The organism is Methylomusa anaerophila (assembly GCF_003966895.1).
GTDB classification, from domain to species: domain Bacteria; phylum Bacillota; class Negativicutes; order Sporomusales; family Sporomusaceae; genus Methylomusa; species Methylomusa anaerophila.
This window is the reverse complement of record NZ_AP018449.1, coordinates 3,412,683-3,437,760: the sequence shown is the minus strand read 5'-3', so window position 1 is coordinate 3,437,760 and position 25,078 is coordinate 3,412,683. Positions and strand designations below refer to the sequence as shown.

The window sequence follows — 25,078 nt, the reverse complement described above, 5'->3', positions numbered from 1 at the left end:
ATCAGGATGCACCGCCTTCCTTGTTCGCCCGCCGGACAATGTCCACTTTTTCGCCCTGCGCGCTCTGCAGGCGAGCCTGATCCAGGATGCCGTTTACCACAAAGTATTCACCTTCGTGCTTATACTGCAGCGGAGCAGTCCGGCCTTTTTCCTTGAGCGCAAACAGAATCGGCAGTTCCTTTTGGGTATCACCGAGGCGGATATAGGTATTTTTGCCGTCGTCCCATACATCGCGCGGCAGCCACCCAGGCGTCTTCTTGCCCTGCGCCCGCACCTCATAACGGAATTGGAAGTTTCGCAGCAGCGGCAATTGTTGTTTGGCGCGGTTGTCGGCTTCATAGCGGGCGATTGCTTCCTCGGTTTGATACTCCCAGGTGATGATGGGATTATGCCAGTCCGCCGCCGTCAGTATTAAGTGATACCGATGCCGGTCGGTATTGACAATCAAATTCGTTTGGACAGCCGTGTTGAGCGGTTTGACATAGATATGCGGCGTATCCTGCGCCGTATTTACATCTACTCCCCATTGCGCCGTATCGCCCGCCGCGATATAGAGCACCTGATCACCGGGATAGAGAGCGATATCCGTCAAGTAACCGGGACGGCAATAGATGGTATAGACGCTCGCCGGATTATAGGAAAATATCTTCTTGGTTAACTCCCTGGTATCGGCCGCGTCGTAAAACTCCCCGTAGGAAAACATCGGCGGCGCTGGGGGAATCTCGATAGCCCCCGCCGAGACAACAGCCATTGTGCTGGGAAAAGACAACAGCAGACTGAAAACTATAGCAAGCTGACGACCTGTAAGCTTCATGCCTTATTCTCCCTTCACGCCTTCTTGGGTCCAATTGAAGTCGGCAATAAAAATGCCCAACGGGTTAATTTCCAGTTCCTTCTGCTGTCGCGGCGGCTGCAGGCGAATGGTGAAAATACCGTTCATCGGAATGCTGGTCTTTTTCCCGGAAGCAATATCATAATGGTCTTCCGTCCAGCGGATCTGATACGATGAACTGCCGTCCGTCATTGCCAGCATGCTGCCGATTTTGACTTGCACGGTTTCTTTGCCGAAGTGTTCCAGCGGATTTTCATTTTGCAGCTGCACGCTCATCTTGTTGGCCGCCTGCTTGGTCAAAAATCCGTATGCCGCTTCCATGTTCATTTTGTATACGACTGGATCGAGCGGCAGGGAGCGGATATTACGAATAAACTGCGAGAGAAAGTATTTCAGTTCCGCTGCCTGCGGCGTGTACGCTTGCGCTTCGGCCAGCCCGGCATTCCGTACCACGCCGGTTGTGCTGTCCACCTCAACGACATATGGAACCACGCTTGATTTTAGTGATTGCACCACAAGTCCGGCCGAGATCACCAGCAGGACCAGCCACGACAGCAGCAGCAGGCGGCGCAGGTTGTAATTTTGCACAACAATATGGCCTTCGCGCCTGTCCCATTCTTCTTTCGCCTGGTCAAAGGGCGTTTTTGGCGTTGAACTGTTGGCGTACTGTTTCGGTTCGAAAAAAAATTCCCGGATCTTCACGTACTGCGCCCTCCCTGCCTTATGCCTCTCCTTGCCCTCTTGTCCATCAATAAAACACCTCCAAAAGTTTCATTGTGAAAAGAGGATGCACATGCTTATGGACTGCAGAAAGCGGCAGTTCGCCGAAGTAACGGCCGTCAAAGGAAGTGGGGCGGTACGTTGCCAATGGCAGGAAATAGCCTGGTTTTACCTGAAAAGTACCGCGAAGCTGCGGTAAAGCTTGCCCTTGCCGGTCTACGGCCGCAACCGCGCCGGCATACCGGCCGTCAATGTAAATCCCGGTATCGGTAATGGTGTAGGTATCGCCTTCAACTGCGGCTACTTCCTTTAGCCAGTACCGTTCCCCCTTGGTCCAGCCGCGATCTTTGGTCAGCTGCCAAAGTTCTTGGGGCGGCGTAATGACAACAATATCTCCTGCTTTTAGGGGCCGATCTGTTAAGATGACATAGAAGCCTAGTGGCATCGATTCCGTATCATTGCGGATAAACAGACTTGGCATCTGCTGCCGGAACAAAAACGGCAATGCCAGCACTAGCCAGAAGCAAAGTGTCAAGACGCATTTTCGGCGGGACAGTTTTCGCATGCGCATCCTCCTTTCCGCTTCAGCTTAATAAAAAGCGGCAGAGGCCGGCGCACCCTTTTCCTGCATGTTTCTTTACGCACTGTTTCAAATAAAAAAGGCAGAAGTCCGCAAATTTGTCGGATTCCTGCCTTTCAACGGTTAGAAATTGTAAGTTTGTTAAGTTGGTTTCACGAACAAAGCCACCGCCTCGCTGTTTCCGTCTGCTCTTTTCAGTGGAAACGAAAAACTCCCGGAGCTTGTCCGAGAGTTCGCTATCAAATAACTACGATTCAAATAATTACTGTCATCCAGGATACTGCCTTCTTCAATGCCATCGTTGAAATCAGTATGCTTCTAAAACTGTAGCGACCAGCTTATAATGACTATTCTCGTTACTATAAGCATCACCTAGACTCATCACAAACAAAACATCGTCAGACAAGGCATACACACCATAATCATAGGAAGAATATCTAGCTAAAAATTCCGGATCTGTTACACGTATGTATTTATACCAACTACCATTATACCAAAATTGTACTTTAATACTTTTTTCGTCGTTATATTGCTTGGGTTCAATAAGAATCTTCACATTATCCGGGTCAATTAAAGCTAATGAATAGCGCAAAGAGCTTTCAGTTTGTTGAATTACTTCATGACTAACTTTATGGTTATAGTTGTAAAATAGTGCGTTATGCTTATCAATAGGATGTATTCGCAAGACGTCCTGAATGGATGCTTGCCCTATTTTCTCCCAGGTGCAGGAAGGATTCAACACATAGTTTTCGTTTTGATATTCATTGGGCGAGTGACGTTGACAACCAATGTTAATGATATCTAACACTTGAGGAACTGCTCCACTCTCATACCGCATATGGCACTCGCACACCGCATGCTGAATCGAGGCATCTTCCGATACAATTCTTATCCATTCACCAGTGGCAATATCAATTCCTGCCGTGCAATAATGTCCCATCTTTTTTGACTTAGCCAGAAGAATAATTTGTTTATCCAAGCTAAGCGCCCCCTAATTTTCTTACAAATGCACTGTCTCCGTTTCTTCATGTATTTTATATCCAATTTCTGCATTATGATAACGGTAAGCGGCTAACACCATTTCCTGAAAACTTAATGCATTTTCTTCCGCCCCGACAAACATATTAATGGCATTTCGATTGGGAAAATAGTGTTTTACCAATTCCAGCTCCAAGTCCTTATGTGTATATGAATTTTCATCATGCTGAATATGATATACATCGTATCCCATATCATAAAACTTTTTTGCAATTAGGATACTGCGATGGCATTCAATGGCCATCTTTTCCGTACACATTAACGCAATTGAAAAGCCACTATGCATTCCTTTTTCGATACGTTCTACTCCATGTAGAAACAGACTCGACTTGCGCGTCTTTTCAAAATCTAAATAGCCAGCTTCAGTATATAAAGTTAAATCATCGCGCCGTGCGCCAAACTCCTGCCCCATACTGACGTATTTAATTGTATTTTTCCGTAGAAACTTACTTAGCTCATCTTTATTAAACTGCGGAGCATGACGACTAAAAGGAACACTCCGTACATCCACAATACAATTAACCTCATACTGGCGAAGGAGTTTCAGGAAAAATGTATTGGCAACTGTTGAATGGCCAATTGTATAAAGCTTTTGCTTTGAGTCCACTGTCCCCTCTCCTTCCAGTTACATGTAAAGACGTTTTAAACATGATAGTGTTATAAATGAACGATCTTCCAATCGGGCAAGCTGTCGGCTATGTATTCCGCCAGCAAACGGCGATGGCACTGTTTTGCGGTAGGTTCACTACACAAAAGGCATGCTTTATCAAAAAACGTGATAGTTAACTTCGCTAATGGATTTCTTGCTGTGATAATTCTAATATACTCTATTTCATACTCCTGCCAGCTTACCTCTTTACTTTTATACGCATTTAACAGTTCTTCCGTAGGTGCTAGTTCTGGCATATGGTAGTAATCAATATCAGCAATTTCTTTAAGAAAATATTCAAAATCAGCTTTTTTTGTATAACCAGCTAATTGCGAAGTGTTGCTTAACCGAATGTCCAATACTCGTTTGATATTATTCATTTGCAAAAGTGAGAAAAATTCACGAGCAGATTTCTTACCTGATCCAATTGTGAACAACGTCATTTATTATGCCGCCTTTCAACCAATTGCCACTTACTAACATTATTACACAGTTTCCTAAATATGAAAAGTTCAATACCCTGTAATTACGCCATACATCAGACAGTAATCTTTTTTAACCAGTAGCATTAGAGGCAGGCCAATAAGCAACTGATTATTTATGGAATACCAGATGCTTACTGGCTCCTTTATGTTTCGATTATACTGGCAGTGGCTTACTTTCAAAAAATTTGCCCTTCTCTATCAAAGTATCTCGTTAGTAGATTCAGCAAAGTCCAGAAAGCACTTTCACTGCATTTTCTTTGCGCAATGCTTCCCAAAAAATAAACATCGCTCCCTTAAAGCGTAGTACATATCGTCCCGCCGTTGATTCTGACACATAAAATCGTCTAGCAAGTTCCACATAGGTGAGGCATGGATCATTGCACCAAGAAAGCAAAAGTTGGCGTTCCTCTGCATTTACTTTCTCCAAATACTGCTCCATATATAGTCGCAACTGCAAAAGAAAAGCCCTTCTGGCTTCCAGTTGCCTGACATAGGCAGGATCAGCATATTTCATTTCCTCCATCAGAAAAAAATCTAAAATCGTATTGAGATAGCTTTCAACTGCGCAGAGTGCCTGCGGGGATAGGATAAACTCCCCTACGATACCTTCCCGCAGAACATAAAGACGTTCCAGAATTTCCGCATTCCATGCGCCGGCAACTTTAGGCGAAATATAAAGTTTAGGCGCAACAAAAACAAGCGGCATCTTTTTTTGATAGCGCAAGCGGAAGAATTCTTGTTTTTCTTTAGGCATCAGCATAATCATGGCTGCAACTAAGGCGGCATCAGCTTTTCGTTGAACAATTTCCTGACGCAGCTTAAAAATAAGGCGTGGTTGATTGAGCTTTCTTTCCACATACGTCAAAGCTTTTTCTAAGTTACGTATTTTTTCCAATGCATAGTAATCCGCAATCATGCGTAATAATCTTCCCCTGACAAGAAATAGGTTCATCCGTCTTCCTCCTTTTTTTCTCTCTCATTACCTGCCATTAACTTATGTATTCTATCCAGCATTGCCTGAAATTCCGGTGAAAGAGGTCCGTGACTCGGCTCTGGCAGCGGCGGTAGTGGCGGCGGCTGAACGACTATAGACTTTGGCTTTGGAAGTGGTGTATCATAATCCTGTTTTAATGCCTGAAACAGCCAGGCAACAGGGTTATGCACCTTCCCCTTTTGTGATTCCAGATAGAGAAGTTGAACGTGGATCTTATCGCGCGGATAGCGTTTGAGAAGTTTTCCAATGCTTTCTTCCGGAATACGGCACCGCATTGCGATTTCTACAAGCTGCTCTAGTGGAACAGCTATGCTCGTAGCCTTTTCTCCTTGCCCATTGTTTTCATCACCAGAAAACACACCGGCATCGCTTTGTTGTGTGTGTATTTTCTTGTTTTCTTGTTTAGTAGAATACGTATTTTGTAGTGGCTGATTTTCCGTTGACGGTTTAGCCGTCGGCGGTTTTTCCGTTGACGGGTTTACCGTTGACGGAAAATCGGTAAATGGTTCATTTTCCTTCGAAACAACCATTGACTGATTTTCGGTAAATGGTTGTTTCGCCTGTATTTGCGGCTCTTCGTAAAGGACATATTCTGTGCCAGTAAATTTGCCATTTTTATCATGCAAACGCCTGCGTATGAGATAACCGCAATTCTCCAATTCATGCAGTGCCGACTGAATAGAGCTTTTCCCTTCACTGCCAATCACTTTCACTAGCCCACTAACACTGTACGTCCAATTGTCGGGCAAACTCAGACAATAGGTAATAAGCCCACGCGCTTTAAGGGACAGGCGGGCATCCTGCAAAGGAACATTGCTTACACAAGTGTATTTCCGTTGTTTTTCTACCCGGATGATACTCATGGCCCCTCCCCTTTCCGCTCAAGTTTTTCTACACGTGCTTCGAGATTTTTAACCAGCAACCGTAAATCAATTAGCTCATTATCTTCTAGGAGCTTGCGCACGTCGATCCCGTAAAATTGCGCAAGCAGCGTAAGGCTGGCCAATGTTGGTGTTGTTATTCCTTCCTCCCACCGGTAAATACTCGTGCGGTCGATACCTATATGCCGGGAAAGTTTAGAAATGCTGTAGCCGTTTTTTTCCCGTAAGTTGCGAATTTTCTTTGCTAATGTCATGCTAAGCACCTCCTACTTGAGCAACTGATCGAGTTGGCGGGCGCCGCTATGCAGGCTGTGAATGATCTTCTTCAGTATATTTCGCTCCTCTAGACCCACGGGAAAGTTCCCAAATTCTACAGCGATTTGTTTAAGGCGAGTTTGTAAAATCGAGAGAAAATCAGTCGCCAGCATGTCCAGTGACTGAACGCCGGAAAAGGACAGGATATATCGCAGGGCCTCAACTTCTTGCTCTAGTTTCTCAACATGGGCTTTCATATCTCTATAATCCTTCGGCTCAACAATTTGTTCAACAGCCAATACACCACGCTCGTTTAACTCTGTTTCCAACACCAGAATTTTCTCTTGTAGCGCAGCAATTACAAATTCCAATTCTTCCCGACTTGGTTTCTCCACGGAACTCCCTCCTTTAGTACATAAAAAAACGGCAGAAATTCTGCCGTCAATACCTAACACTTTATCCCACTATCTTTTTTTCTAAACTGTCAAGATGCGAAAGCAATTCTTTCCATACTGCAATTCTGCCCACAGTCTGTTTCGAGGTATCTTTTTCTTCCACCAAACGCTCGGCTGTCTGCCGCATCTGATTGCGGCAAAAATCCGCCACCCAAAGGATGCTCTTTTTTTGCATCTGAACGGACAGTCTGTGAAAATCCGCTGTTTCGATTTGTTCCTTTGTCATACTATCGACTTCATCTGTTTCAGAAACGGCCGCTGCAAATTGTTCATGAAGATCGTTTGGCAGCGGTTGATTGGCATGGATAGGGGAAACGCCGCCAGATTCCTCTTGGGAAGAACTCTCGGCCTTTGGTGAAGATTTTTTCCTGCTTTTCTTGCTGTCAAGAATACCTACCATTTCCCCTTCTACAGCAAGCTCCTCCTCACCAGCAGCTTCTTCCAGGGTTGACGACACCGACGCCTTCTGCACCCTGATTTCCTCTTTCACCTCAATTGCCGCCTGCACACTCGCGTCTTCCGGCAGGGAATGTTCCGCCTCTTCCTGCTCTTCCGGCGATAAGCCGGTTAATTCATACGCTGCCGATAACGGCAGTTTTCCTTCTTTTAGACGATTCAAGAGTGCCGGTGAAAGCTTCAATAGCTCCAGCTTTCTTTTCAGCGTTGACTCGGACACTCCTAACTGGCGGGCAAAATATGCGCGGAACTTCCCGCCTGGCTTCTCTTTTTCAAAGCGTTCACGGAAAATCGGCTGTAAATATTTCAGTTCATTGATTTCGTCTTCTATGGTTTTGTCGCGTTGGCAGTTGGCCGAAATGATGGCTTCAATTTCGTCTTTCTCTGTTTCGAAACGACGTATGATGCACGGGACTTTCTCCGGAACGGACTCTCCATGATCTTTTAGATACTGTAAAGCGGCAAGCCGCCGATGCCCCGAAATCAGGCGATAGGTGACCCCATCCTGCTGCATCACCACTTCGAGCGGCTGCCGAATCCCGTTGCGCAGAATATCCGCCGCTAAAACTTCTATATCTAAGATGCTATAAAAGTTTTGCTTATTCACAACGAGTGCTGACATCTCAAGCATGTGTACCAATTCCGGCAGTATCTCCGGACTTTGTGATGCCCGATTGAAATACGCATTCATATCAAGAGCTCTTTTTGCCATCAGCGCTTCCCACTTTCTTGCGTGTAGAGCAACTCTTCCATAAAGTGCTTAAAATCCCGCGAGAACCCGCAACTTGGCGAAAGTGTTTGCACGGAAATTCCACGCTCTGCTGCTTCCCTCAAGCGTTTCGCTCCTATTTTGGTTAAACGAATGGTAGTTGAAAAAGTGGGCATTTTCTTTCGAAGACTTTCTAATATCGAAGCGGCATCGGGCGTATACTTGTTTAGCACACAACCCCGGAAATGAAGGCGCCGGTCCGGCAAAAATTCATTATATCCTTGGTCCATTGCTATTCGATCATTCTTTGCCGCCTGCAGTTGCCCGAGCATTAAGTCCATGCCATCGCGTGCGTAGCAATCCGGTGTCGTTACGAAGATAACTTCATTGGCGATCATTAAGGCATTATAGACGCTGGTATTGATGTCCGGCGGATTATCAATGATGCAAAACTGATATTGGGCGCGAACCGGTTCTAATGCTTCTTTAAGTAAAAACTTTTGATTACGGTTTTTATACTTATCGGAAAGCATAATGTCAAAATTCACTGCAGCTAGTCCCATATCGGCTGAAATAATATCAATGTTTTCATATGCCGTTTTTTGAATTGCCCGTGCTGCCGAAATGCTGCCAGCTAAAACTTCGGATAAAGTATTCTCTGTCTCCGCTTGAAAAAAGCGGCTGGCGTTTCCTTGTTTGTCGTTGTCGATGAAAAGGACTTTAATTCCTAGTTCATCCAAGGCGCAAGCGACGTGCGTAGCAAGTGTCGTTTTTCCCACGCCCCCCTTGAGATTCATAAAGCAGATTATAATCATGCCGGTGCTTTGTTCCATAAAATTATATCCTCCTTTTTGAAATAAAAAATAGACGTCCAATGCAAAATTGAACGTCTAATTCATCTTAAAAAATACTTTTCTTTAAAAATCCCAATCTTCTATCTGCTGATTTTTTGTGTCTACACACTCCATATCGATAACCACAGAAACCCGGATGTACTTTTTGATGATCTTATTTCTTATTTTTTCGCCTTCTCCCACAAACACGATATGCTTGTAGAAGTACCGGAAATTAAGGATTTCTAGGTAGTTTGGCGTTGTAGCAACACAATAGCCTCCACGTGCCTTGAACGGTCAAAAAAGATGCCACTTGAAGCTGGTACCCCCTTGGAGGAAGGGTATCCTCTTGAGAAAATTGCCCCTTGGATTCAATTTTTTCGGGCAAAGCATAGCACTTTTTTCAAATTTGTATGCCGGAGATTTTTGTTTGACATCAAATGGTTGTACATAGCTTAACACTTTTGATCTCATAGTTCAAAAATTGTAAGCAATAAAACCCTCAAATACTCCTTGCGTTTGAAGGTTTTATTCGTTACAATTTTCTATAATTATATGGTTCTGGAATAGTAGTTGTCAATTTGCTTTGATCTTTACGTTATTTACATTCATGTTATTTTTACTAAGTTGATAGCTTATGTTAGATTATTGACGACGAGGACGATATCTATTATTCCAGAGGCTTGATGAAATTCGCCCCACAGGATTAGCAGTTTTTCAACAAATAAAAACATGGTATAATATTGAAACAAAATAGTTAAAACAAGATTTTAATGAAGGAGGTATCACTTTGAATAAAGCTTCATTATTAAACGACCGTATGGAAAAATACGCTCATAGTGATACGACAGTTCTTTATAACGATTTAGGTATCTCACGAAACGGGCTCCGACTGGAGCAACTCGAGGAAATGAAGAAAAAATACGGGGACAATAATATCGTTTCCAGAAAATCGGATACCATATGGTTTCGACTTCGCAGGGCCTTTATTAACCCGTTTACCATTATTCTGTTCGTGTTGGCAATTGTATCCTTTGTAACGGATATATGGCGTACGAACAATTTCAATAAGAACGTCACAACGGTTATCATTATAATCGTGATGATTCTCGTTAGTGGTACTGTTCGTTTTATCCAGGAGATTCGGGCTAAACATGCCTACGATCAATTGGACCGACTGGTGCATACCCATGTCAATGTAAAAAGAGATGGTGTCATTATCAAAGTACCTGCCGAAGATCTAGTGGTAGGCGATCTTATCTATTTATCCGCAGGTGATCGCGTACCCGCGGACATGCGCCTGACAAATACCAGGGATTTATTTGTTTCTCAATCCGCCATCACCGGTGAAAGCGGCATCCTGGAAAAAAACAGTCGACAACATAAATATACGGAGCAAATGGCTTTTTCACAATATGAAAATCTTGTCTTTATGGGAACGACTGTGATCAGTGGAAAAGGCGAAGGTGTTGTATTGGCCGTTGGAAAAGAAACACTATACGGTAATTTTATTCAGCCCAATGCCCTTACGTCCAACAGTTTTGAAAAAGGTGCAAACTCGATTGCATGGGTCTTGTTGCGGTTTATGGCTGTGTTGGTTCCTATTGTCTTTATCATTTCTGGCATTACAAAAGGCAATTGGATGGAATCATTCCTTTTTGCATTATCTGTAGCGGTTGGACTGACCCCCGAGATGCTGCCTATGGTCATCACGACCTGTCTGGCTAAGGGTAGTATTTCCATGTCCAAAAAACAAACGATTATCAAGAATATCAATGCCATGCAGGTTTTCGGAAGCATGGATGTTCTTTGTATGGACAAAACGGGAACACTGACCAATGTAGCCATAGTATTGGAATACTATATGGACATTCTTGGCAATGAAAGTAACGAAGTGCTTCGTTTTGCCTATTTAAACAGCTTATACCACTCTGGTGTGAAAAATCCCATTGATAATGCTATTTTGAAATGCCGGAACATGCCGGGGAAAAATGAATACTATGAGGATTTAGCTAGACAGTACCACAAAGCAGATGAAATCCCATTTGATTATTCCCGCAAATATGTCAGTACGCTCATCGCAGACGATAATGGAAATCATCAGCTCGTTATGAAGGGTGATGTGGGGGCAGTTTTCTCCCGCTGCGCTTTTGTGGAGTATCAAGGAACCGTCCAACCCATTTCAGAAGATGGAAGAAGCAGCGTTGCCGCTGTGGTGGATGAAATGCTGGGAGACGGCATGAAGGTGATAGCTGTCGCCAGAAAGGACTTAGACAATCAGAAAACGTTATCCCTGCCAGACGAATCCAACATGATTTTGATGGGTTATCTTGCCTTCTTTGATGCACCTAAAAAATCGGCGGCACAGTCCATTGCCAAGCTCAAGAACCTGCAAGTCAAAACGAAAATTCTTACAGGTGATCATCAGCAAATTGCCCTCTCTATTTGCAGCAGAATCGGCATCGCCTCCGAAAAGATACTGACCGGAGCAGACATAAACGGCTTATCTGATTTGGAATTGCAGCTCGCCGTGGAAAAAACTGATGTATTTGCCGAATTAACCCCCAGCCAAAAGGTCCGTATTGTAACGGCCTTGCGGGATAATGGGCATACCGTAGGATTTCTCGGTGATGGAATGAACGATATTCCTGCTATCTGCGAAGCGGATGTTGGAATCTCCGTGGATACCGCCGTTGATGCCGCAAAAGACGTAGCCGATGTCATTCTGCTGCAGAAAGATTTGAATGTGTTGGAAGAAGGCATCTTAGAGGGTAGAAAAACCTTTACGAATATGTCCAAATATATCAAAATAACCGCAAGTTCCAACTTTGGCAATATTCTTTCCATTGTTTGTGCCAGTGCTTTCTTGCCTTTTTTACCGATAGCGGCCATTCAAATCCTGCTCTTGAATCTACTTTATGATATCCTTTGTATCGTGCTGCCGTGGGATCATGTTGATCAGGAGGTATTTTCTTCTTCCAGGGAATGGTCTGGGAAAATGCTTGGACGTTTTATGCGGTTTTTCGGTCCCATCAGCTCTATCTTTGATGTGATCACCTTCCTGTTTTTATACTTTGTCCTTTGCCCGACGCTTACCGGAGGACTGCTCTTTACGCAATTAACCGATCCGGCCATGAAGTTTCGATATATCGCACTCTTCCAGACCGGATGGTTTCTAGAATCCATGTGGACACAGGTTTTGATTATACACATGCTACGAACGAAAAAAATACCTTTCCTGCAAAGCAGACCATCGGCTCCGGTTATGCTGATTACGGTAATAGGCATCCTGTTGTTCACGGGACTTACCTTTACTCCTATGGTCGATGTCCTGGGCTTAACGGTTCTCCCCCCGTGGTATTTTGGGTTCCTGCTTGTTGTTGTTGCCAGCTATATGTTATTAACCACCGTATTAAAGCGAATCTACATTGCTAAATACGATGAGTTGATTTAGAGAGGAGGAATCATTTTGAAGAAAAATGCAAGCTTTATCATAATGGATTCCGCCCTTGCTAAATCCCTGTATGATACCTTAAAAACTTTAGAGCTCAAATCTAAGTATTCCCACGAGCTGCTCCAGGGATTAGAGGATTTGATGGAAGGTGAAGTAGCTACCCTCATGCTGGGAATGGTCGGTCCTGGAGAAAATTTAGTCCATGTCGTAGACGATGGCATTTATGCCGGTGCCCTTGAAATTCATCCCAAGAGCCGCAAAGTGCTGCATGGCGGAATTGAGGTCAATTTAACGCCCAAGGAATTTGACATTCTATATTTTCTTGCGAAGAACAAGGGGGCGGTTTTCACCAAAGAACAAATTTACCAAGCGGTTTGGGAAGAAGATTACCTCATGGCGGACAGTAATATCATGGCTTTTATCCGAAAGCTCCGAAAAAAGATTGAGCCAGACCCGGACGCACCGGAATACGTCCTTACCATTTGGGGAATTGGTTATAAGTTTACGGACAGAATATAGAAAAACGGATTGATTTCAGCCGGTTCCACAGCGAAAATCAATCCGTTTTTTCTTGCTATTTGGTAAGAAAATCGCAAGAATTTGGCTATATTATTTATTTTCGATTATGTCTATACTAATAAGGTGCTGTTGAGCAATATAAAGAAATGTAAAGGAGATGAGATTTCGTGGACAGTTACAGTTGTAGGGGACAAAACAAAACGGTTAGTCAAATAGACATGTATGGATGTTATAACAGGTTCGTTATAACTGGAACTGATATGCTGCTATTGGAATAGCACAGAAATCTCTATCCATTGATCCATAGATCGTTTGTCCATCGTTATGTATTCCTCTATATGCTGCATTTCCGTAAATGCGAAGAACCTTTGCTGAAAACAAATTACGGGTTATGTGCTGGAGAAACATAAAAGCGGTGGTTTTTTTATGCCCTTTTCAGCCGTTCGCCAGAGAACTACACAATAAAGGAGCGTGAAACTATGAATTTACATTGCATTGCCTTCGGACTTATCTTCCTGGTGGTTGGTATCGCCTTTTTCATTGGAGTGGGGCCAAAATGGATTAAAGCATGGCGTGAGATGCCAAAAGAAGAAAAAAACAAAATACGCATGGATGATCTCAGCAAGAATATCGGGTGCGTATTTTTGGTCGCCAGTGCTATTTTTTTAACATCCGGATTTAGTCCTGAATTTATGAATACTGCATTTATGTGGAGCATGATAGTTTGGTTTGTGTTGACAGGACTTGATGTAGCTTTCATCACAAAGTCAAACCGGTATAAATCGGAATGATCTTTAGGAACCATAAAAATATGCCAGAGGCGTTGATATAGATAATTTAGAAAGAAAGGGGCGAAACAGATGGAATCCGACACTAGTGGTGAACGAAGTCCGCAAGACATACACCCTCCCGGGCGAAGAAGATGCCAACAAAACTTTAGTATAATTCAAAACATGCTATCTGTTTTGCCAAACATAGTCTAAGTCTATTCAGGCTGGTGTCTTGCTTCCAAATGAATCAAATTATCAGGAGGTATAGACTCATGAACAAGAAACAAAACAGAGCGGCTATAAGAAAAATTTCAGAGAGCCACGTTCGCAGGGACAGAGCCAACGAAACAATTGCTTTCGCCGCAACCCATAAAATAAAGACTGTTTTACGGAAATTCAACACCTCCCTGGACGGTCTTTCAGAAAAAGAGGTCACTGCAAGCCGTAATGCCTATGGCAACAACAGGGTGACTCACGAAAAGAAAAAAACGCTGCTGCAGAAATTGGCAGGCGCGTTCATCAACCCCTTTACGGCAATTCTCGGTTGCCTTGCCATTGTATCTACGATTACGGATGTTGTCCTTCCGATTATGCAAAACGCACCGGAGGATATTAGCCTGCGTACAGTCATCATTATCATGGCCATGGTCGTTATTTCCGGCACTTTACGTTTTGTGCAGGAGTCACGCTCCGGAAATGCCGCTGAAAAACTCCTGGGCATGATTACCACAACTTGCACCGTTGACCGGGAGGATGGCAAAAGGCAGGAAATTCCCCTTGTTGATGCGGTGGTTGGTGATATCATCCATCTTTCTGCCGGTGATATGATTCCCGCAGATGCAAGAGTGCTCCAGGCAAAGGATTTATTTATCAGCCAGTCAGCCCTGACCGGTGAAAGCGAACCCGTGGAAAAAATTGCGACAGTTAGCGAGGGTCAAGTTGATACCGTTACAGAGTATCCCAATATTGTATTCATGGGTAGTAGCGTGATCAGCGGCAGCGCCACCGCAGTGATTATCTCTGTTGGTGATGATACCCTGTTTGGCTCCATGGCTTCTTCGGTTACAGGAGAGGCTGTTGAAACCAGCTTTACCAAGGGTGTCAATGCCGTATCCTGGGTACTCATCCGGTTTATGTTCGTTATGGTGCCCGTCGTGTTTGTAATCAACGGGCTTACCAAAGGTGACTGGCTGCAAGCGCTCCTTTTCGGCATTTCCATCGCGGTAGGGCTGACCCCTGAAATGCTACCGATGATTGTCACCACCTGCCTTGCAAAAGGCGCTGTATCCATGTCTAAAAAGAAAACTATCGTGAAGAATCTGAATTCCATCCAGAATTTTGGTGCCATTGATATTCTCTGTACGGACAAAACCGGTACATTGACACAGGAGCGCGTGGTACTGGAGTACCACTTAGATGTTATGGGTAATGAGGATACCCGTGTGCTTCGCCACGCCTACCTGAACAGTTATTTTCAAACAGGTTATAAAAATCTGATGGATCGGGCCATCATCCGCAAGACAGAGGAAGCGGAAGCCTCCGATCCAAGACTCATAGATTTGTCTGAAGCTTATACAAAAGTAGATGAGATTCCTTTTGATTTCACCCGCCGCCGTCTTTCCACGGTAGTCAGTGATAAAAGCGGCAAAACTCAGATGGTCACCAAAGGTGCCGTGGAGGAAACGCTCTCCATCTGCTCCTTTGTGGAATATCAGGGCAAAGTAGAGCCGATTACGGAAGCATTAAAGGAAAACATCATTCGGACTGTAGATACCCTTAACGAAGACGGGATGCGGGTAATTGCTGTTGCACAGAAAACCAACCCGTCTCCCGTTGGCGCATTTGGAGTAAAAGATGAGTGCGACATGGTGCTGATCGGATACCTGGCTTTCCTTGATCCTCCAAAAGAATCCGTTCATGCGGCAATCAAAGCCCTCAAGGAGTATAGCGTTACAACCAAAATTCTGACCGGAGATAATGACAAAGTAACCCGCTTTATTTGCAAACAGGTTGGTTTGAGGGTTAATAACCTGCTACTAGGTTCCGATATTGACCAAATGACCGATGACGAGCTTGCAAAGGCAGCAGAGAACACCGATGTGTTTGCGAAGCTCTCTCCGGATCAGAAGGCCCGTATCGTGACCGTCCTTCGCAATAATGGTCACACCGTTGGCTTCTTGGGCGACGGTATCAACGACGCCGCCGCAATGAAGTCTGCTGATATTGGCATTTCTGTGGATACCGCAGTAGATATTGCAAAGGAATCCGCAGACATTATCCTCTTGGAAAAAGACTTGATGGTTTTGGAGGAAGGCATTGTCGAGGGCCGCAAGACCTACGCCAACATGAATAAATACATTAAGATGACGGCGTCCTCCAACTTTGGCAATATGTTCTCGGTACTGGCAGCCTCTGCCCTGCTTCCGTTCCTGCCCATGATGGGCGCACAATTGATCTTTCTCAACCTGATCTACGACCTGTCCTGCACTTCCATACCTTGGGATAACGTAGATGAGGAATTCCTGAAGGAACCCCGGAAGTGGGATGCTTCTTCTGTCGGAAGCTTCATGCTGTGGCTTGGCCCCACAAGTTCCATATTTGACTGGACTACCTATGCGTTCATGTACTTTGTTTTCTGCCCGCTGTTTGTGTCCAACGGTATTCTGTATAACGACCTAGCAAATCACTTTACTGGTGCTGAGTTAATACGGATGCAAACGAATTATACGGCGCTGTTCCAGGCCGGATGGTTTGTAGAGTCCATGTGGAGCCAGACCATGGTGATTCACATGATCCGTACGCCAAAACTTCCGTTCATCCAAAGCCGCGCTTCCGTTACGCTTACGCTACTTACCTTTGCTGGCATTGCAATCGTAACGGTTATTCCTTTTACCACTTTTGGAAGAACGCTCGGATTTCTCCCGCTTCCGGCCTCATACTTTGTATATCTGATTCCATGTATCGCGTTGTACATGGTGCTGGCCACGAGTCTGAAAAAGGCATATATACGGCATTACGGTGATCTTCTTTAAAAGAAAGGGGCATGACGATGAACTTGAATCATATTTGGATGAATCTTTTTGGTACAACACAGTGGTTTGGCATTAACATAGGATTTTGGGTTTCTATGTTCGTAATAGCAATGGTTGTAGTTGTGATGAATGTTGTATTTTGGGGGATGAAACCCAAAAGGAAAGCTGTTAAGGCAGCCGTCGATAAGCTAGGGGAAAAACGCTGACGGGGCTGCTATGCGCCTACTTAATCAACGCAATGAAGAATAAAAATGTATTTGGTCAGTGTGAACTGCTCAACGATCAGATTGAGATAATGGCAGAATATGCCTGCTTTTATCGGAATTGTATCCCCATCATTGAGCAGATCACAGCAGACTGTTTAAGGAACAAATAGGAGCAAATTGAATAGTGAGGTGATCCAAATGAAAAATCAACGGTTTAGAATTATCTACTCGCAAGATGATCAAGCTTATATGATCTGCATCTTAGAGGACACAGAAACCGGAAAACAATATTTATTAGTTTCAACAGAAGGGTCCAGTACATCAATATGCCCATTGTAGATGAGATTTATATGATTGCGGCGTGATTATTGATACCCTGTAGAATCTGATTAAAGATATTGAACAAAACCTGCCCTTGAGGCAGGTTTTCGTTATTTATTGTGAACATCATATTCAGTAAACAGTTATGCACGGGAATTTTGTCTAAATATTGGCTTTTAGCCGTTTATTAACCCCTTGCGCTTATGCAAAGGATGGTTTAAAAAAGACGTATATCTTGTGAAAAACTGGATATTGATGATAGATAATAATCCGATAATTTTGGAGCTACACAAAAAAGTGGTCAAAACATCATCTGTTTTTAGAAAAGGATAACCCCTATGCAAAAATTTTTATCGTTTCTGCCTCTATGTTGGACATAACATGTTAGTTGCAGTAGGGTATTCTCTGCTTCATGACGATCCCTGACTTAAACTGTATTTCAAGTGTATCCTCGTTTATAACTTTAACTCCTTGCAGAAGTCTGCGCACCAGATCGTCATCAAAGTCCCGAACCGAACAGGATACCTTTTTCAGGCAGGTGTCCATATCGCTGACCCTCTGCTGAAAATCTGCAGCCCGTTTTTGATCTCGGATGCTATCCAGTTTCTTTTGCTTGAGCTCCTTGATCTGCTCCGCAATCTTATGATATTGTTCGTCAAAATCCTCGGTGATCGAACCCATCTTTGCGTTTTCCTCAATCAAAGTCAGCATTTCACCTTGCAGTTTTGTGATCTGTTCGTCATATTCGGTGGGTACATTCTTGGTGGAATAACTCCCGATTACCTGTATTACGTTTTCCCGGAAGGCGCCTACAAAATCACCCCGGTTTTCAACGACGTTGTTAATGGCTGTCATAATTGCTTCATTCAAAACGTCCTCTTTCAGCGTTGGAGAGTGTTTGCAGTGTTTGGTTCCGTTCTTCAGGCGGTTTTCGCAACGCCATACGGCGCTTTTCTGACCGTTCTTTGACCAGACCTGTCTGCGGTATGGTTGTCCGCATTCCTTGCAGATCATAATGTCGGATAGAGAGTATTTCGAGCTGTACTTGCTTTGCTCTTTTTTAGCCCGCCTTGTTGCCGCAGATTTGCACAGGCTTGCCCTCCTGGCCTTTTCCTCCTGTACCCGGTAAAAAAGCTCTTTTGGGATAATCGCTTCATGATTGTCCTGTATGTAATACTGCTGAACGATGCCCTGGTTTTTCACTCGTTTTTTTGTGAGGAAATCTACCGTGTAGGTCTTCTGAAGAAGGGCATCACCCATGTACTTTTCATTTTCGAGCATCTGGTCGATCACGCTGGGGCACCACTCCTTTTTGCCGGTTACGGTAAGTATACCCTCGCTCTCTAAAATCTTCGCGATCTGGACATAGCTGCTTCCTTCGAGGAAGAGGCGGAAAATTCGTCTGACTATTTCAGCTTCCTCCGGTACGATGACCAGATCTCCGTTTTCATCTTTCGTGTATCCCATAAATTTGTTGTGGTTAATTGACATGATTCCGTTCTCGAAGCGTCTGACCAGACCCCAGCGGGTGTTTTCACTCAGGTTCCGGCTTTCCTCCTGCGCCTGGCTGCTTAAAATTGTGATCAGCAGTTCTCCTGACCCCTCCAGAGTGTTTACTCCCTCTTTTTCGAAGAAAATGGCGACATTCTTCTCTTTGAGTTTACGGATATTCTGGAGGCAGTCCACTGTATTTCTGGCGAAGCGGCTGACGGATTTTGTGATGACCATATCGATCTTCCCTGCGAGGCAGTCCTCAATCATAGCGTTGAAATCATCACGTTTTTTCGTGTTGGTTGCGGATTTTCCGTCATCAGCATAAATGCCGGCCATCTTCCAATTGGGATTGCTCTTTATCTTCTCAGTATAGTAGGATATCTGAGCTTCATAGCTGCCTTCCTGCTGTTCCAGCAAAGTGCTGACGCGACAGTAGGCAGCGACCCGCAGGGCTTTAAACTGTACCTTGATACTCCGGTCGTATTCCGGCTGTGGGGGGATAATCGATATATTCTTTTTTTTCGCTGCCGCAGTCTGCATCTTAGTTATCTCCTTTCCTGAATTCTTCCTTTTTCATTTCTTCTGTTTTTTTGCCTAGGTATTCTTTCTGCGCTTCAGGGCTTAATTGTTCTATACTTCCTACCCTCATATAAAAAACAGCTTTTAAAGGATTTTCGTTTTTTTGCGTATTATTTGACTTAGCCATTTTTCGTTCCATCCTTTCTTCAGTGATTTATAAAAATCAGTATTTGGCCTCCAGCGTCAGCCCGTTGATAAACTCGAAGGTCAATTTCTCATCCTTATGTACTGTGATCTGTCGGATGACTGTCTGAAACAGTTCTTCGTCGAATCCATGGAGAGGCATCCGGTCGGAAAATGCTTGCCTCATCTTTTCAGTATTATGGGCGGCATCATCGACACGAGATGTTTTGTAAAAGGCTTTTGCCCGTTCAAAAATAAGAGCCGGAAGCTCTTTGGACGAATACTGTCCTTCTGCTTCCAGCTCCTTTATTTTTTTATCCAGCTTGATATATTCAAAGTTATTTACGGCGGGTTCCTTTTTCGGAATTCGATCCAGACATTTTTTGTTTGCGATGATTCGATTTGCTACTGAAAGGAATGCCGATCTGATCTGTTCATCTGTGAGAAAACTGTTACAACAGCAAACCTTGTTCTTGTGGATATATCTCTTGCATTTCCAGAAGGTCCGTTTTGTTGGCTTTCCGCAATGCTCTGCATATTTTCGGTAAACGTCGCCGCATTCTCCACAGCGTAGGATACCGGAAAAAACCGATTGACGGCTTGCGCTGTTAAGCTGTAGGTTCCGTCCGAGCTTTTCGCATCGTTCACCTCGACGGCGCTGGACCTTTTCAAACAATTCTTTGTTGATGAGCGGGGGATAGAACTCGTCGCCCTGATATTTTACGTTATCCAATATACTGCTGACCGTTCCATGGTACCATTTGGGCTGATTGTTGGCGTTTGGGAGTCCGGCCGCCGTCATCGCTTTGGCTATGTCCAGAAGGGAAGCTCCGGATGCATACTCCTGAAAAATATGTCTTACGACATTTGCCTTGGGATCGTCCAGTTGAATTTTTCCATCCACCAGTTTATAACCGATGGGCATGTGCCGCTGTGCCATTCTGATCTTCCTCCTTTCCGATGGATTCTGTCAGCTCCAGCTTGTTGATCAGCCGGAAAGTTATTTTGTCTTTTCGTATGATGACATTCTCAACCGCTTGGGAGAATAAGTCCTCGCTGTATGCTTCAAGGATGCCGGTGTTATTTTTGATGAGCTCCAGCAGAAGCTCTGTTCCTGCGATCTCCTGCTCCAGTCCGTTGTTATCCATAAGTTGATTTCTTTTCTTCTTTGCTTCGGTAAGCTCCAGGGCAAGGGCATTCTGGCGCTCTATAAAAACAGCAGGTTCCACATACCCCTTCGATATCAACCGACTCAGGATATGTCCCTGCTCTGTCAGTTCCATAATTTTGTTGTTGCAGTCTTCAATTTCCTGTTCCTGTCGTTCATCCATCCGAATCTTTTTCAGCACCTCAAGCAGGGGGAGCAGGATATCAGTATAATTGCTGATCAGCTTGTTCCACATGAGGATAAAGTCGCATTGAAGGATATCTTCACGGACAGCCTTCTGACCGCACTTAGTTTTATCTTCAATATGCTGGTTGCAGCACCATTGGATTTTTTCGTAGGGTTTACCGATGTAAATTTTCTGACGGCGGAAAATGCTTCCGCATTCACCACAGAGAATTTTGCTACTAAAACCATAACGGTTTTGACATTTTTCAGAATCCACACCATGCTGTTTGCTTCGGTATTCCATGATCTCCCTGACTGCCTCTGCCTGTTCGGGTTTTATGAGTGGTTCGTGATTGTCCTCAATAAAATACTGACGCACTTGCCCTCTGTTATGCTTTCGCTTGAAGGGAAGTACGTCAGTCGTATAGGTTTTCTGTAAAAGCAGATTGCCGGAGTAAACGGGGTTTAAAAGAAGCTCCCTGACCACTCCGTCGCTCCATTTTTCACCGGAGCGAATTGTAGGGAAGCCTTCATCGGTCAGCTCCTTGGCAATCAGGTAGGTTCCTTTCCCGTGCAGGTAGTCCCGGAAAATCCGGCGTACAACCGAGGCTTCTTCCTCCTTTATGACCAGCTCACCGTTCTCATCCTTGGTGTAACCGTAGGCTGGGCAGCTTATGGTGAATGTACCATCATTGAAACGCTTCATAACCGCCCATTTATTGTTGGTGGAGATGCTTTCGGCTTCTCCCTGTGCCAGTGAGCTTAAAATGGTCAGCATCTGTTCGCTTTTTTCCGACAGGCTGTTGATGTGCTCCTTTTCAAAGTAGACGCCAATTCCAAGCTCCTTCAGCCTGCGGATTGCCTGGATGCTGTCTACTGTGTTTCTTGCAAAGCGGGTTACGGATTTGGTAATAACCATATCGATCTTCCCGTCCTCGCAGTCTTTCATCATCCGTAAAAAGTCATCTCTCTTTTGCAGTTTTGTGCCGCTTCGTGCCTCGTCAGCGTAAATTCCGGCGAACTCCCAATCTTCCTGGCTCTCAATGAAATTCTTATAATAGTCCGTCTGCACCGAGAAGGAATTGTGCTGTTCGCGGGAATCGGTACTGACTCTGCAGTAGGCGCAGACCCGCTTTTTAGGCTGTAACTGCTGGATAACTTGCTGCTTAACAGGACGAATAATTTGTACATTTTTTGCCATATGATCTTCTCCTTTCTTATTTTTGTCCTCCTGTTAGCAACACACACTACCACACAATTTCCCGGAAAGCTAGTGTTATTGCGCATATACTTGAGATAGTTCAGGCGTGAAGGTTTGCCTGTTCAAATCGTCGATTTTTTTGTATTCATTAGAAGTTATAATACCGTTGCGAAGCAGGATGTTCAGGAATTTTATGGAGATTTTATACTGCACCTCATTGGATGCCTGAGTTCTTGACATGACAGCCCCTCCTTCCTAACGCAGAAAGAAGTCCAGACCCTGCTGTTCCAGACGGATTTCGCCCTCCAGTGGGGAATAAATCGCAATGCCCAGCTGGTCCAGTCCCCGGAGAAATTCCAGCACTTGTGCTGTATCCCGTCCGATACGGTCAAGCCTTTTCACGACCAATACATCCATTTGACTTTCATTTGCCGCCTTCTCAGTCTCCTGCAGACCGGAGCGGCTTAAATTTAGACCACTTCCAAGATCTTCTGCATAGCCAGTAACAACAAAGCCCATCTGCTCCGCATAATCATAGAGCTCTTCCTTCTGACTTTTCAATGTGCCATGCGTATCTTCCGGAGCATCAATCCGGCAATAGAGCCAAGCGCGTAATTGTTCTTTCATATGAAACCCTCCGTTCTATATTAATTAAAAAGCCGGAGCTACAACATCCGCAGCTCAGCTTCCGTTACTTGCCGATCTTCCTCGTACAAGAGTTTGGCAAATTCATCCTCGCTGGCAGACAGTATCTCAGACGGTTCTTTTTCCCCCAGCTGCATGGGTACCAGCTCTTTCTTGACTTCCTCCAGGAATGCCTGATCGGGACAGCTGTTGATGAATTCCCCAAAGGTGTTCAGGATTAACCTGTCCAACTGATCCGTCAGAACGATTTTATCTGTGTTTTCGCTATGGAGCATGATAAAATTTGCAATGTTTGCAGGGGAGTTCTCGAAATAAAAGACCTGACGCGTTCCGTCATAACCATAGACATAGCCGACGACCAGGTCTTTTTCCAGCAATTCATTCAGTGATTTGTTGCTCATAACATTACCTCCTTGTTGGTGTTTAATCTTACAAGGACGCGGCAGGATGGGAAAAGAGCAATAAAAATCCTGCCGCGTAGTTTCTAAGATCAAACGATCTCTTGTTCTTCATTTGGCTGCTTCTATTTGACACTACTACCCGAAGCCAGGGCGGCAGCATAAACGGCTTGTGGTCAGCAAGCCTCATAGGGATTTCACCTCTCCGTGGTTCTCACCGAGCCGCCCCCATTGCGATGTCTGTGGCTGGGCGGAAGTAGCATTGTCACTGTCCGTTTCATGGCGAAACAGTCTACCACAGACTGTTTTATAACCGGGCCTTGCCGCTCGTCGCCTTCGATGCCATCGGTTCGACGGATGTCTGTCACCCATCCGCAGGTAGTCTTGGCGCTCCCGTCAATGTCGCTGCCGCTCATCACGGCCGGACAGATCATGTATTTATGCTGTCGGATATGAAATTTTCAAGGAGCGAAAGAGGGATAGAAAAAACCCCCTCACTTATTTGGCCGTTGAGTGAGAGGGTTCAGAACTAAAATTTTGAATTTTTTTTAAATATCTATGCCCATCATTTTTCTGAGCTTTTCAAGGATTTTTTCCTGGCGCTTGCCAACGCCACGTTGCGTAATGCCAATCAATTCCCCATAGCCTTGCTGGGTTCCCCCATTGAAAAAGATATAGGTAATTAAAGCTTGATCTTCCTTTGAAAGATGCTTTATGCAAGACTTCATATCAGCAATCAGAGTGTCTTTGATTGCGCGATCTTCCACGCCTTCGCTTTGATCTGAAAACTGGTAATTCTGTTCTTCAAGCCTATCGAGGGAATCTTCGCGGCTTGGAATGTATGTAACCGTTGCTTTTTCATAATCAATGTTGCATCTTTCCGTTTTCAGATCATATCTACTGTACTTGATTTTCCGATCAGATCGCTCCAGCACCTCATAGATTTCTTCTTTTACGCCAGGGTATAGCTTCCTATAATTAGTTCGTTTCTTGCCTTCTTCCATAAGGCTTGTCCTCCATTTCGTGATTTTTGAAATCCGGAAATGAAGAACAAGCGGAGGGGAACGGCATCTTATAGAGACTAATGCTTTATTTAAAAAACAGAAAAAGCCCGCAAAATGCCAATAGCAAATTACGGGCCATTCAATGTCCCAATCACTTGTTAACTGATTAATGTATTTAGTGTTGAAATTGCCGTGAAAAATTTCTTTATTTCGGGCCTCTTAGCAATGTCCTTTTTGAAATTCCCATTTTGTACCCCTTTCACAATGGGCAAATATAAAAGACATGCCGGCATAAAAGCCCTATTCATAGTCATTGAAGCTATGAATTGCGCAAAAATTATAACCCTGCCTAAAAGGGCAGGGTTATAGTATAGTTGTAATCAGTTCGGTAACCAGGCAATCATAGTGCTGCTGTCAGCAGTACCTTAGACCCTTGGCTTTGCGTCGCTGTCTTTTAACAGGTTTGCCCTTATCGCTTTATTTGTTTTTTTGTAAATTTCAGACTTAAAAAATTATCTCCTTTCTTTTAAAAGCAACAATAAAATAGCGATTACAACGAAATTCTGGCCGCTATATTAATTTTACAATATATGTAATAGTAAATTTTGTAAAATATGGTCGATATTTATTGTTCATAAAAATTTAATTTATAGAATATGTCAACCTAGACACTGCCATTGCAAGGTAAGTTTAGCCGCAGGCGAATTTATTTCATCCCCCAGCTGCTATCTTTACTGCTATTGATATAATAGTTTTATTGTCTTGGGATTAGCCAATGGACATATTTCCAAAAAAATAACCGGATGCGTTTTTCGCACCCGGTTACTGAAGTATTAAATAATTAGAATTAGGTATTGTTTATGGTGTTTTTGCAGCTTAAGCAAACACATTTATCCATAACAAGGGTAAGACTAGATGTCGCTCTGCAAAAAACACAGCGGTCTATTGACTTGTGTAAAATTATATTACCGCGCTCATCAGTACATATGTCAAGTGAATCACCGGATTCAATGCTGAGATTCGTCCTTAACTCAATCGGCAGAACAATTCTGCCAAGTTCGTCAACTTTTCTTTTCGTAACCGCTAGCATAATCGTAACTCCTTAATTAATT

At 44.1% G+C, this 25,078-nt stretch carries 29 protein-coding genes and 1 riboswitch; of the genes, 6 read left to right on the top strand and 23 right to left on the bottom strand.

Annotated elements, in window-relative coordinates; genetic code table 11:
* Position 1 precedes the first annotated feature (1 nt).
* The 12 genes from MAMMFC1_RS15605 to MAMMFC1_RS15550 form a co-directional block, all read right to left on the bottom strand.
* Positions 2–814, bottom strand: coding sequence for a TrbG/VirB9 family P-type conjugative transfer protein (locus MAMMFC1_RS15605; RefSeq protein WP_126309343.1), 813 nt, complete (start codon positions 812–814; stop codon positions 2–4).
* 3 nt (positions 815–817) lie between these two features.
* Positions 818–1,534, bottom strand: a complete 717-nt coding sequence (gene trbF, locus MAMMFC1_RS15600; protein WP_158618790.1) for a conjugal transfer protein TrbF — start codon at positions 1,532–1,534, stop codon at positions 818–820.
* A gap of 46 nt (positions 1,535–1,580) precedes the next feature.
* Complete coding sequence (locus MAMMFC1_RS15595; protein WP_158618789.1) at positions 1,581–2,117, bottom strand: S26 family signal peptidase; 537 nt, start codon at positions 2,115–2,117, stop codon at positions 1,581–1,583.
* A 322-nt stretch (positions 2,118–2,439) separates the two neighbouring features.
* The gene (locus MAMMFC1_RS15590) at positions 2,440–3,111 is read right to left on the bottom strand and encodes a dual OB domain-containing protein (RefSeq protein ID WP_126309340.1); all 672 of its coding nucleotides are present in this window, start codon (positions 3,109–3,111) and stop codon (positions 2,440–2,442) included.
* Positions 3,112–3,132: 21 nt separating this feature from the next.
* A complete protein-coding gene (locus MAMMFC1_RS15585) occupies positions 3,133–3,777 on the bottom strand; it encodes a DUF488 domain-containing protein (protein ID WP_126309339.1) in 645 nt (214 codons plus the stop codon).
* A gap of 50 nt (positions 3,778–3,827) precedes the next feature.
* A complete protein-coding gene (locus MAMMFC1_RS15580; RefSeq protein ID WP_126309338.1) occupies positions 3,828–4,262 on the bottom strand; it encodes a DUF488 domain-containing protein in 435 nt (144 codons plus the stop codon).
* A gap of 262 nt (positions 4,263–4,524) precedes the next feature.
* The gene (locus tag MAMMFC1_RS15575) at positions 4,525–5,256 is read right to left on the bottom strand and encodes a hypothetical protein (RefSeq protein WP_126309337.1); all 732 of its coding nucleotides are present in this window, start codon (positions 5,254–5,256) and stop codon (positions 4,525–4,527) included.
* Positions 5,253–6,161 carry a helix-turn-helix domain-containing protein gene (locus tag MAMMFC1_RS15570; RefSeq protein ID WP_126309336.1) on the bottom strand — a complete coding sequence of 303 codons (909 nt, stop codon included), beginning with the start codon at positions 6,159–6,161 and terminating at the stop codon, positions 5,253–5,255. Before MAMMFC1_RS15570 ends, MAMMFC1_RS15575 begins: the two co-directional genes overlap by 4 nt.
* Positions 6,158–6,433 (bottom strand): helix-turn-helix domain-containing protein, encoded by a 276-nt coding sequence (locus MAMMFC1_RS15565; protein ID WP_126309335.1) that lies wholly within the window; start codon positions 6,431–6,433, stop codon positions 6,158–6,160. The genes MAMMFC1_RS15570 and MAMMFC1_RS15565 overlap by 4 nt, the downstream gene beginning before the upstream one ends.
* A gap of 12 nt (positions 6,434–6,445) precedes the next feature.
* Complete coding sequence (locus MAMMFC1_RS15560; RefSeq protein WP_126309334.1) at positions 6,446–6,829, bottom strand: hypothetical protein; 384 nt, start codon at positions 6,827–6,829, stop codon at positions 6,446–6,448.
* A 61-nt stretch (positions 6,830–6,890) separates the two neighbouring features.
* A complete protein-coding gene (locus MAMMFC1_RS15555) occupies positions 6,891–8,057 on the bottom strand; it encodes a ParB/RepB/Spo0J family partition protein (RefSeq protein WP_126309333.1) in 1,167 nt (388 codons plus the stop codon).
* Positions 8,057–8,887 carry a ParA family protein gene (locus MAMMFC1_RS15550; protein ID WP_126309332.1) on the bottom strand — a complete coding sequence of 277 codons (831 nt, stop codon included), beginning with the start codon at positions 8,885–8,887 and terminating at the stop codon, positions 8,057–8,059. The genes MAMMFC1_RS15555 and MAMMFC1_RS15550 overlap by 1 nt, the downstream gene beginning before the upstream one ends.
* Positions 8,888–9,677: 790 nt before the next feature.
* Here MAMMFC1_RS15550 and mgtA (MAMMFC1_RS15545) point away from each other — a divergent pair.
* The 6 genes from mgtA (MAMMFC1_RS15545) (at position 9,678) to MAMMFC1_RS22965 (ending at position 17,207) form a co-directional block, all read left to right on the top strand.
* Positions 9,678–12,341, top strand: coding sequence for a magnesium-translocating P-type ATPase (gene mgtA / locus MAMMFC1_RS15545; protein ID WP_126309331.1), 2,664 nt, complete (start codon positions 9,678–9,680; stop codon positions 12,339–12,341).
* Positions 12,342–12,356: 15 nt separating this feature from the next.
* Entirely contained in the window at positions 12,357–12,860 is a 504-nt protein-coding gene (locus tag MAMMFC1_RS15540) for a winged helix-turn-helix domain-containing protein (protein ID WP_126309330.1), read from the top strand.
* 479 nt (positions 12,861–13,339) lie between these two features.
* Entirely contained in the window at positions 13,340–13,651 is a 312-nt protein-coding gene (locus MAMMFC1_RS15535) for a DUF3784 domain-containing protein (RefSeq protein ID WP_126309329.1), read from the top strand.
* A 251-nt stretch (positions 13,652–13,902) separates the two neighbouring features.
* Entirely contained in the window at positions 13,903–16,662 is a 2,760-nt protein-coding gene (gene mgtA, locus MAMMFC1_RS15530; RefSeq protein WP_232035477.1) for a magnesium-translocating P-type ATPase, read from the top strand.
* Between the two features lie 17 nt (positions 16,663–16,679).
* Positions 16,680–16,868, top strand: coding sequence for a conjugal transfer protein (locus tag MAMMFC1_RS15525; RefSeq protein WP_126309327.1), 189 nt, complete (start codon positions 16,680–16,682; stop codon positions 16,866–16,868).
* Between the two features lie 198 nt (positions 16,869–17,066).
* On the top strand, positions 17,067–17,207 hold the full coding sequence (locus MAMMFC1_RS22965) for a DUF6440 family protein (protein ID WP_408631214.1): 141 nt from the start codon (positions 17,067–17,069) through the stop codon (positions 17,205–17,207).
* Positions 17,208–17,573: 366 nt separating this feature from the next.
* Here MAMMFC1_RS22965 and MAMMFC1_RS15520 read toward each other — a convergent pair whose 3' ends face one another.
* The 11 genes from MAMMFC1_RS15520 to MAMMFC1_RS22725 form a co-directional block, all read right to left on the bottom strand.
* Positions 17,574–19,223 (bottom strand): recombinase family protein, encoded by a 1,650-nt coding sequence (locus MAMMFC1_RS15520; RefSeq protein WP_126309326.1) that lies wholly within the window; start codon positions 19,221–19,223, stop codon positions 17,574–17,576.
* Between the two features lies 1 nt (position 19,224).
* The gene (locus MAMMFC1_RS21575) at positions 19,225–19,389 is read right to left on the bottom strand and encodes a hypothetical protein (protein WP_158618788.1); all 165 of its coding nucleotides are present in this window, start codon (positions 19,387–19,389) and stop codon (positions 19,225–19,227) included.
* Between the two features lie 36 nt (positions 19,390–19,425).
* A complete protein-coding gene (locus MAMMFC1_RS15515; protein ID WP_126309325.1) occupies positions 19,426–20,325 on the bottom strand; it encodes a recombinase family protein in 900 nt (299 codons plus the stop codon).
* Positions 20,294–21,919: a recombinase family protein gene (locus MAMMFC1_RS15510; protein WP_126309324.1), complete on the bottom strand. Its 1,626-nt coding sequence runs from the start codon at positions 21,917–21,919 to the stop codon at positions 20,294–20,296. Before MAMMFC1_RS15510 ends, MAMMFC1_RS15515 begins: the two co-directional genes overlap by 32 nt.
* Before the next feature lie 75 nt (positions 21,920–21,994).
* Complete coding sequence (locus MAMMFC1_RS21725; protein WP_174234384.1) at positions 21,995–22,159, bottom strand: SHOCT domain-containing protein; 165 nt, start codon at positions 22,157–22,159, stop codon at positions 21,995–21,997.
* Positions 22,160–22,174: 15 nt separating this feature from the next.
* Complete coding sequence (locus MAMMFC1_RS15505) at positions 22,175–22,546, bottom strand: recombinase family protein (protein WP_126309323.1); 372 nt, start codon at positions 22,544–22,546, stop codon at positions 22,175–22,177.
* A gap of 38 nt (positions 22,547–22,584) precedes the next feature.
* Positions 22,585–22,965 (bottom strand): resolvase, encoded by a 381-nt coding sequence (locus tag MAMMFC1_RS15500; RefSeq protein WP_126309322.1) that lies wholly within the window; start codon positions 22,963–22,965, stop codon positions 22,585–22,587.
* 28 nt (positions 22,966–22,993) lie between these two features.
* Positions 22,994–23,152: a hypothetical protein gene (locus tag MAMMFC1_RS21570; protein WP_158618787.1), complete on the bottom strand. Its 159-nt coding sequence runs from the start codon at positions 23,150–23,152 to the stop codon at positions 22,994–22,996.
* Positions 23,153–23,159: 7 nt separating this feature from the next.
* Entirely contained in the window at positions 23,160–23,396 is a 237-nt protein-coding gene (locus MAMMFC1_RS15495) for a hypothetical protein (protein ID WP_126309321.1), read from the bottom strand.
* Positions 23,397–23,510: 114 nt separating this feature from the next.
* Positions 23,511–23,966: a sigma-70 RNA polymerase sigma factor region 4 domain-containing protein gene (locus tag MAMMFC1_RS15490; protein ID WP_126309320.1), complete on the bottom strand. Its 456-nt coding sequence runs from the start codon at positions 23,964–23,966 to the stop codon at positions 23,511–23,513.
* 384 nt (positions 23,967–24,350) lie between these two features.
* Positions 24,351–24,444: riboswitch (cyclic di-GMP riboswitch) on the bottom strand.
* Positions 24,445–24,813: 369 nt separating this feature from the next.
* Entirely contained in the window at positions 24,814–25,056 is a 243-nt protein-coding gene (locus MAMMFC1_RS22725; RefSeq protein ID WP_126309319.1) for an AbrB/MazE/SpoVT family DNA-binding domain-containing protein, read from the bottom strand.
* Positions 25,057–25,078: the final 22 nt, after the last annotated feature.

What these genes read in the sequence shown, in the direction of transcription:
- MAMMFC1_RS15495 (WP_126309321.1), bottom strand. Translation starts at nt 23,396, where the DNA reads ATGATCTGTCCGGCCGTGATGAGCGGCAGCGACATTGACGGGAGCGCC.
- MAMMFC1_RS15510 (WP_126309324.1), bottom strand. Translation starts at nt 21,919, where the DNA reads ATGGCAAAAAATGTACAAATTATTCGTCCTGTTAAGCAGCAAGTTATC.
- MAMMFC1_RS21570 (WP_158618787.1), bottom strand. Translation starts at nt 23,152, where the DNA reads ATGAGGCTTGCTGACCACAAGCCGTTTATGCTGCCGCCCTGGCTTCGG.
- MAMMFC1_RS15565 (WP_126309335.1), bottom strand. Translation starts at nt 6,433, where the DNA reads ATGACATTAGCAAAGAAAATTCGCAACTTACGGGAAAAAAACGGCTAC.
- MAMMFC1_RS21575 (WP_158618788.1), bottom strand. Translation starts at nt 19,389, where the DNA reads ATGGCTAAGTCAAATAATACGCAAAAAAACGAAAATCCTTTAAAAGCT.
- MAMMFC1_RS15520 (WP_126309326.1), bottom strand. Translation starts at nt 19,223, where the DNA reads ATGCAGACTGCGGCAGCGAAAAAAAAGAATATATCGATTATCCCCCCA.
- MAMMFC1_RS15525 (WP_126309327.1), top strand. Translation starts at nt 16,680, where the DNA reads ATGAACTTGAATCATATTTGGATGAATCTTTTTGGTACAACACAGTGG.
- MAMMFC1_RS15500 (WP_126309322.1), bottom strand. Translation starts at nt 22,965, where the DNA reads ATGAGCAACAAATCACTGAATGAATTGCTGGAAAAAGACCTGGTCGTC.
- MAMMFC1_RS21725 (WP_174234384.1), bottom strand. Translation starts at nt 22,159, where the DNA reads ATGTCAAGAACTCAGGCATCCAATGAGGTGCAGTATAAAATCTCCATA.
- MAMMFC1_RS15555 (WP_126309333.1), bottom strand. Translation starts at nt 8,057, where the DNA reads ATGGCAAAAAGAGCTCTTGATATGAATGCGTATTTCAATCGGGCATCA.
- MAMMFC1_RS15595 (WP_158618789.1), bottom strand. Translation starts at nt 2,117, where the DNA reads ATGCGAAAACTGTCCCGCCGAAAATGCGTCTTGACACTTTGCTTCTGG.
- MAMMFC1_RS15535 (WP_126309329.1), top strand. Translation starts at nt 13,340, where the DNA reads ATGAATTTACATTGCATTGCCTTCGGACTTATCTTCCTGGTGGTTGGT.
- MAMMFC1_RS15575 (WP_126309337.1), bottom strand. Translation starts at nt 5,256, where the DNA reads ATGAACCTATTTCTTGTCAGGGGAAGATTATTACGCATGATTGCGGAT.
- MAMMFC1_RS22965 (WP_408631214.1), top strand. Translation starts at nt 17,067, where the DNA reads ATGAAAAATCAACGGTTTAGAATTATCTACTCGCAAGATGATCAAGCT.
- MAMMFC1_RS15580 (WP_126309338.1), bottom strand. Translation starts at nt 4,262, where the DNA reads ATGACGTTGTTCACAATTGGATCAGGTAAGAAATCTGCTCGTGAATTT.
- MAMMFC1_RS15505 (WP_126309323.1), bottom strand. Translation starts at nt 22,546, where the DNA reads ATGAAAGAACAATTACGCGCTTGGCTCTATTGCCGGATTGATGCTCCG.
- MAMMFC1_RS15550 (WP_126309332.1), bottom strand. Translation starts at nt 8,887, where the DNA reads ATGGAACAAAGCACCGGCATGATTATAATCTGCTTTATGAATCTCAAG.
- MAMMFC1_RS15490 (WP_126309320.1), bottom strand. Translation starts at nt 23,966, where the DNA reads ATGGAAGAAGGCAAGAAACGAACTAATTATAGGAAGCTATACCCTGGC.
- MAMMFC1_RS15605 (WP_126309343.1), bottom strand. Translation starts at nt 814, where the DNA reads ATGAAGCTTACAGGTCGTCAGCTTGCTATAGTTTTCAGTCTGCTGTTG.
- mgtA (WP_232035477.1), top strand. Translation starts at nt 13,903, where the DNA reads ATGAACAAGAAACAAAACAGAGCGGCTATAAGAAAAATTTCAGAGAGC.
- MAMMFC1_RS15570 (WP_126309336.1), bottom strand. Translation starts at nt 6,161, where the DNA reads ATGAGTATCATCCGGGTAGAAAAACAACGGAAATACACTTGTGTAAGC.
- MAMMFC1_RS22725 (WP_126309319.1), bottom strand. Translation starts at nt 25,056, where the DNA reads ATGCTAGCGGTTACGAAAAGAAAAGTTGACGAACTTGGCAGAATTGTT.
- MAMMFC1_RS15515 (WP_126309325.1), bottom strand. Translation starts at nt 20,325, where the DNA reads ATGGCACAGCGGCACATGCCCATCGGTTATAAACTGGTGGATGGAAAA.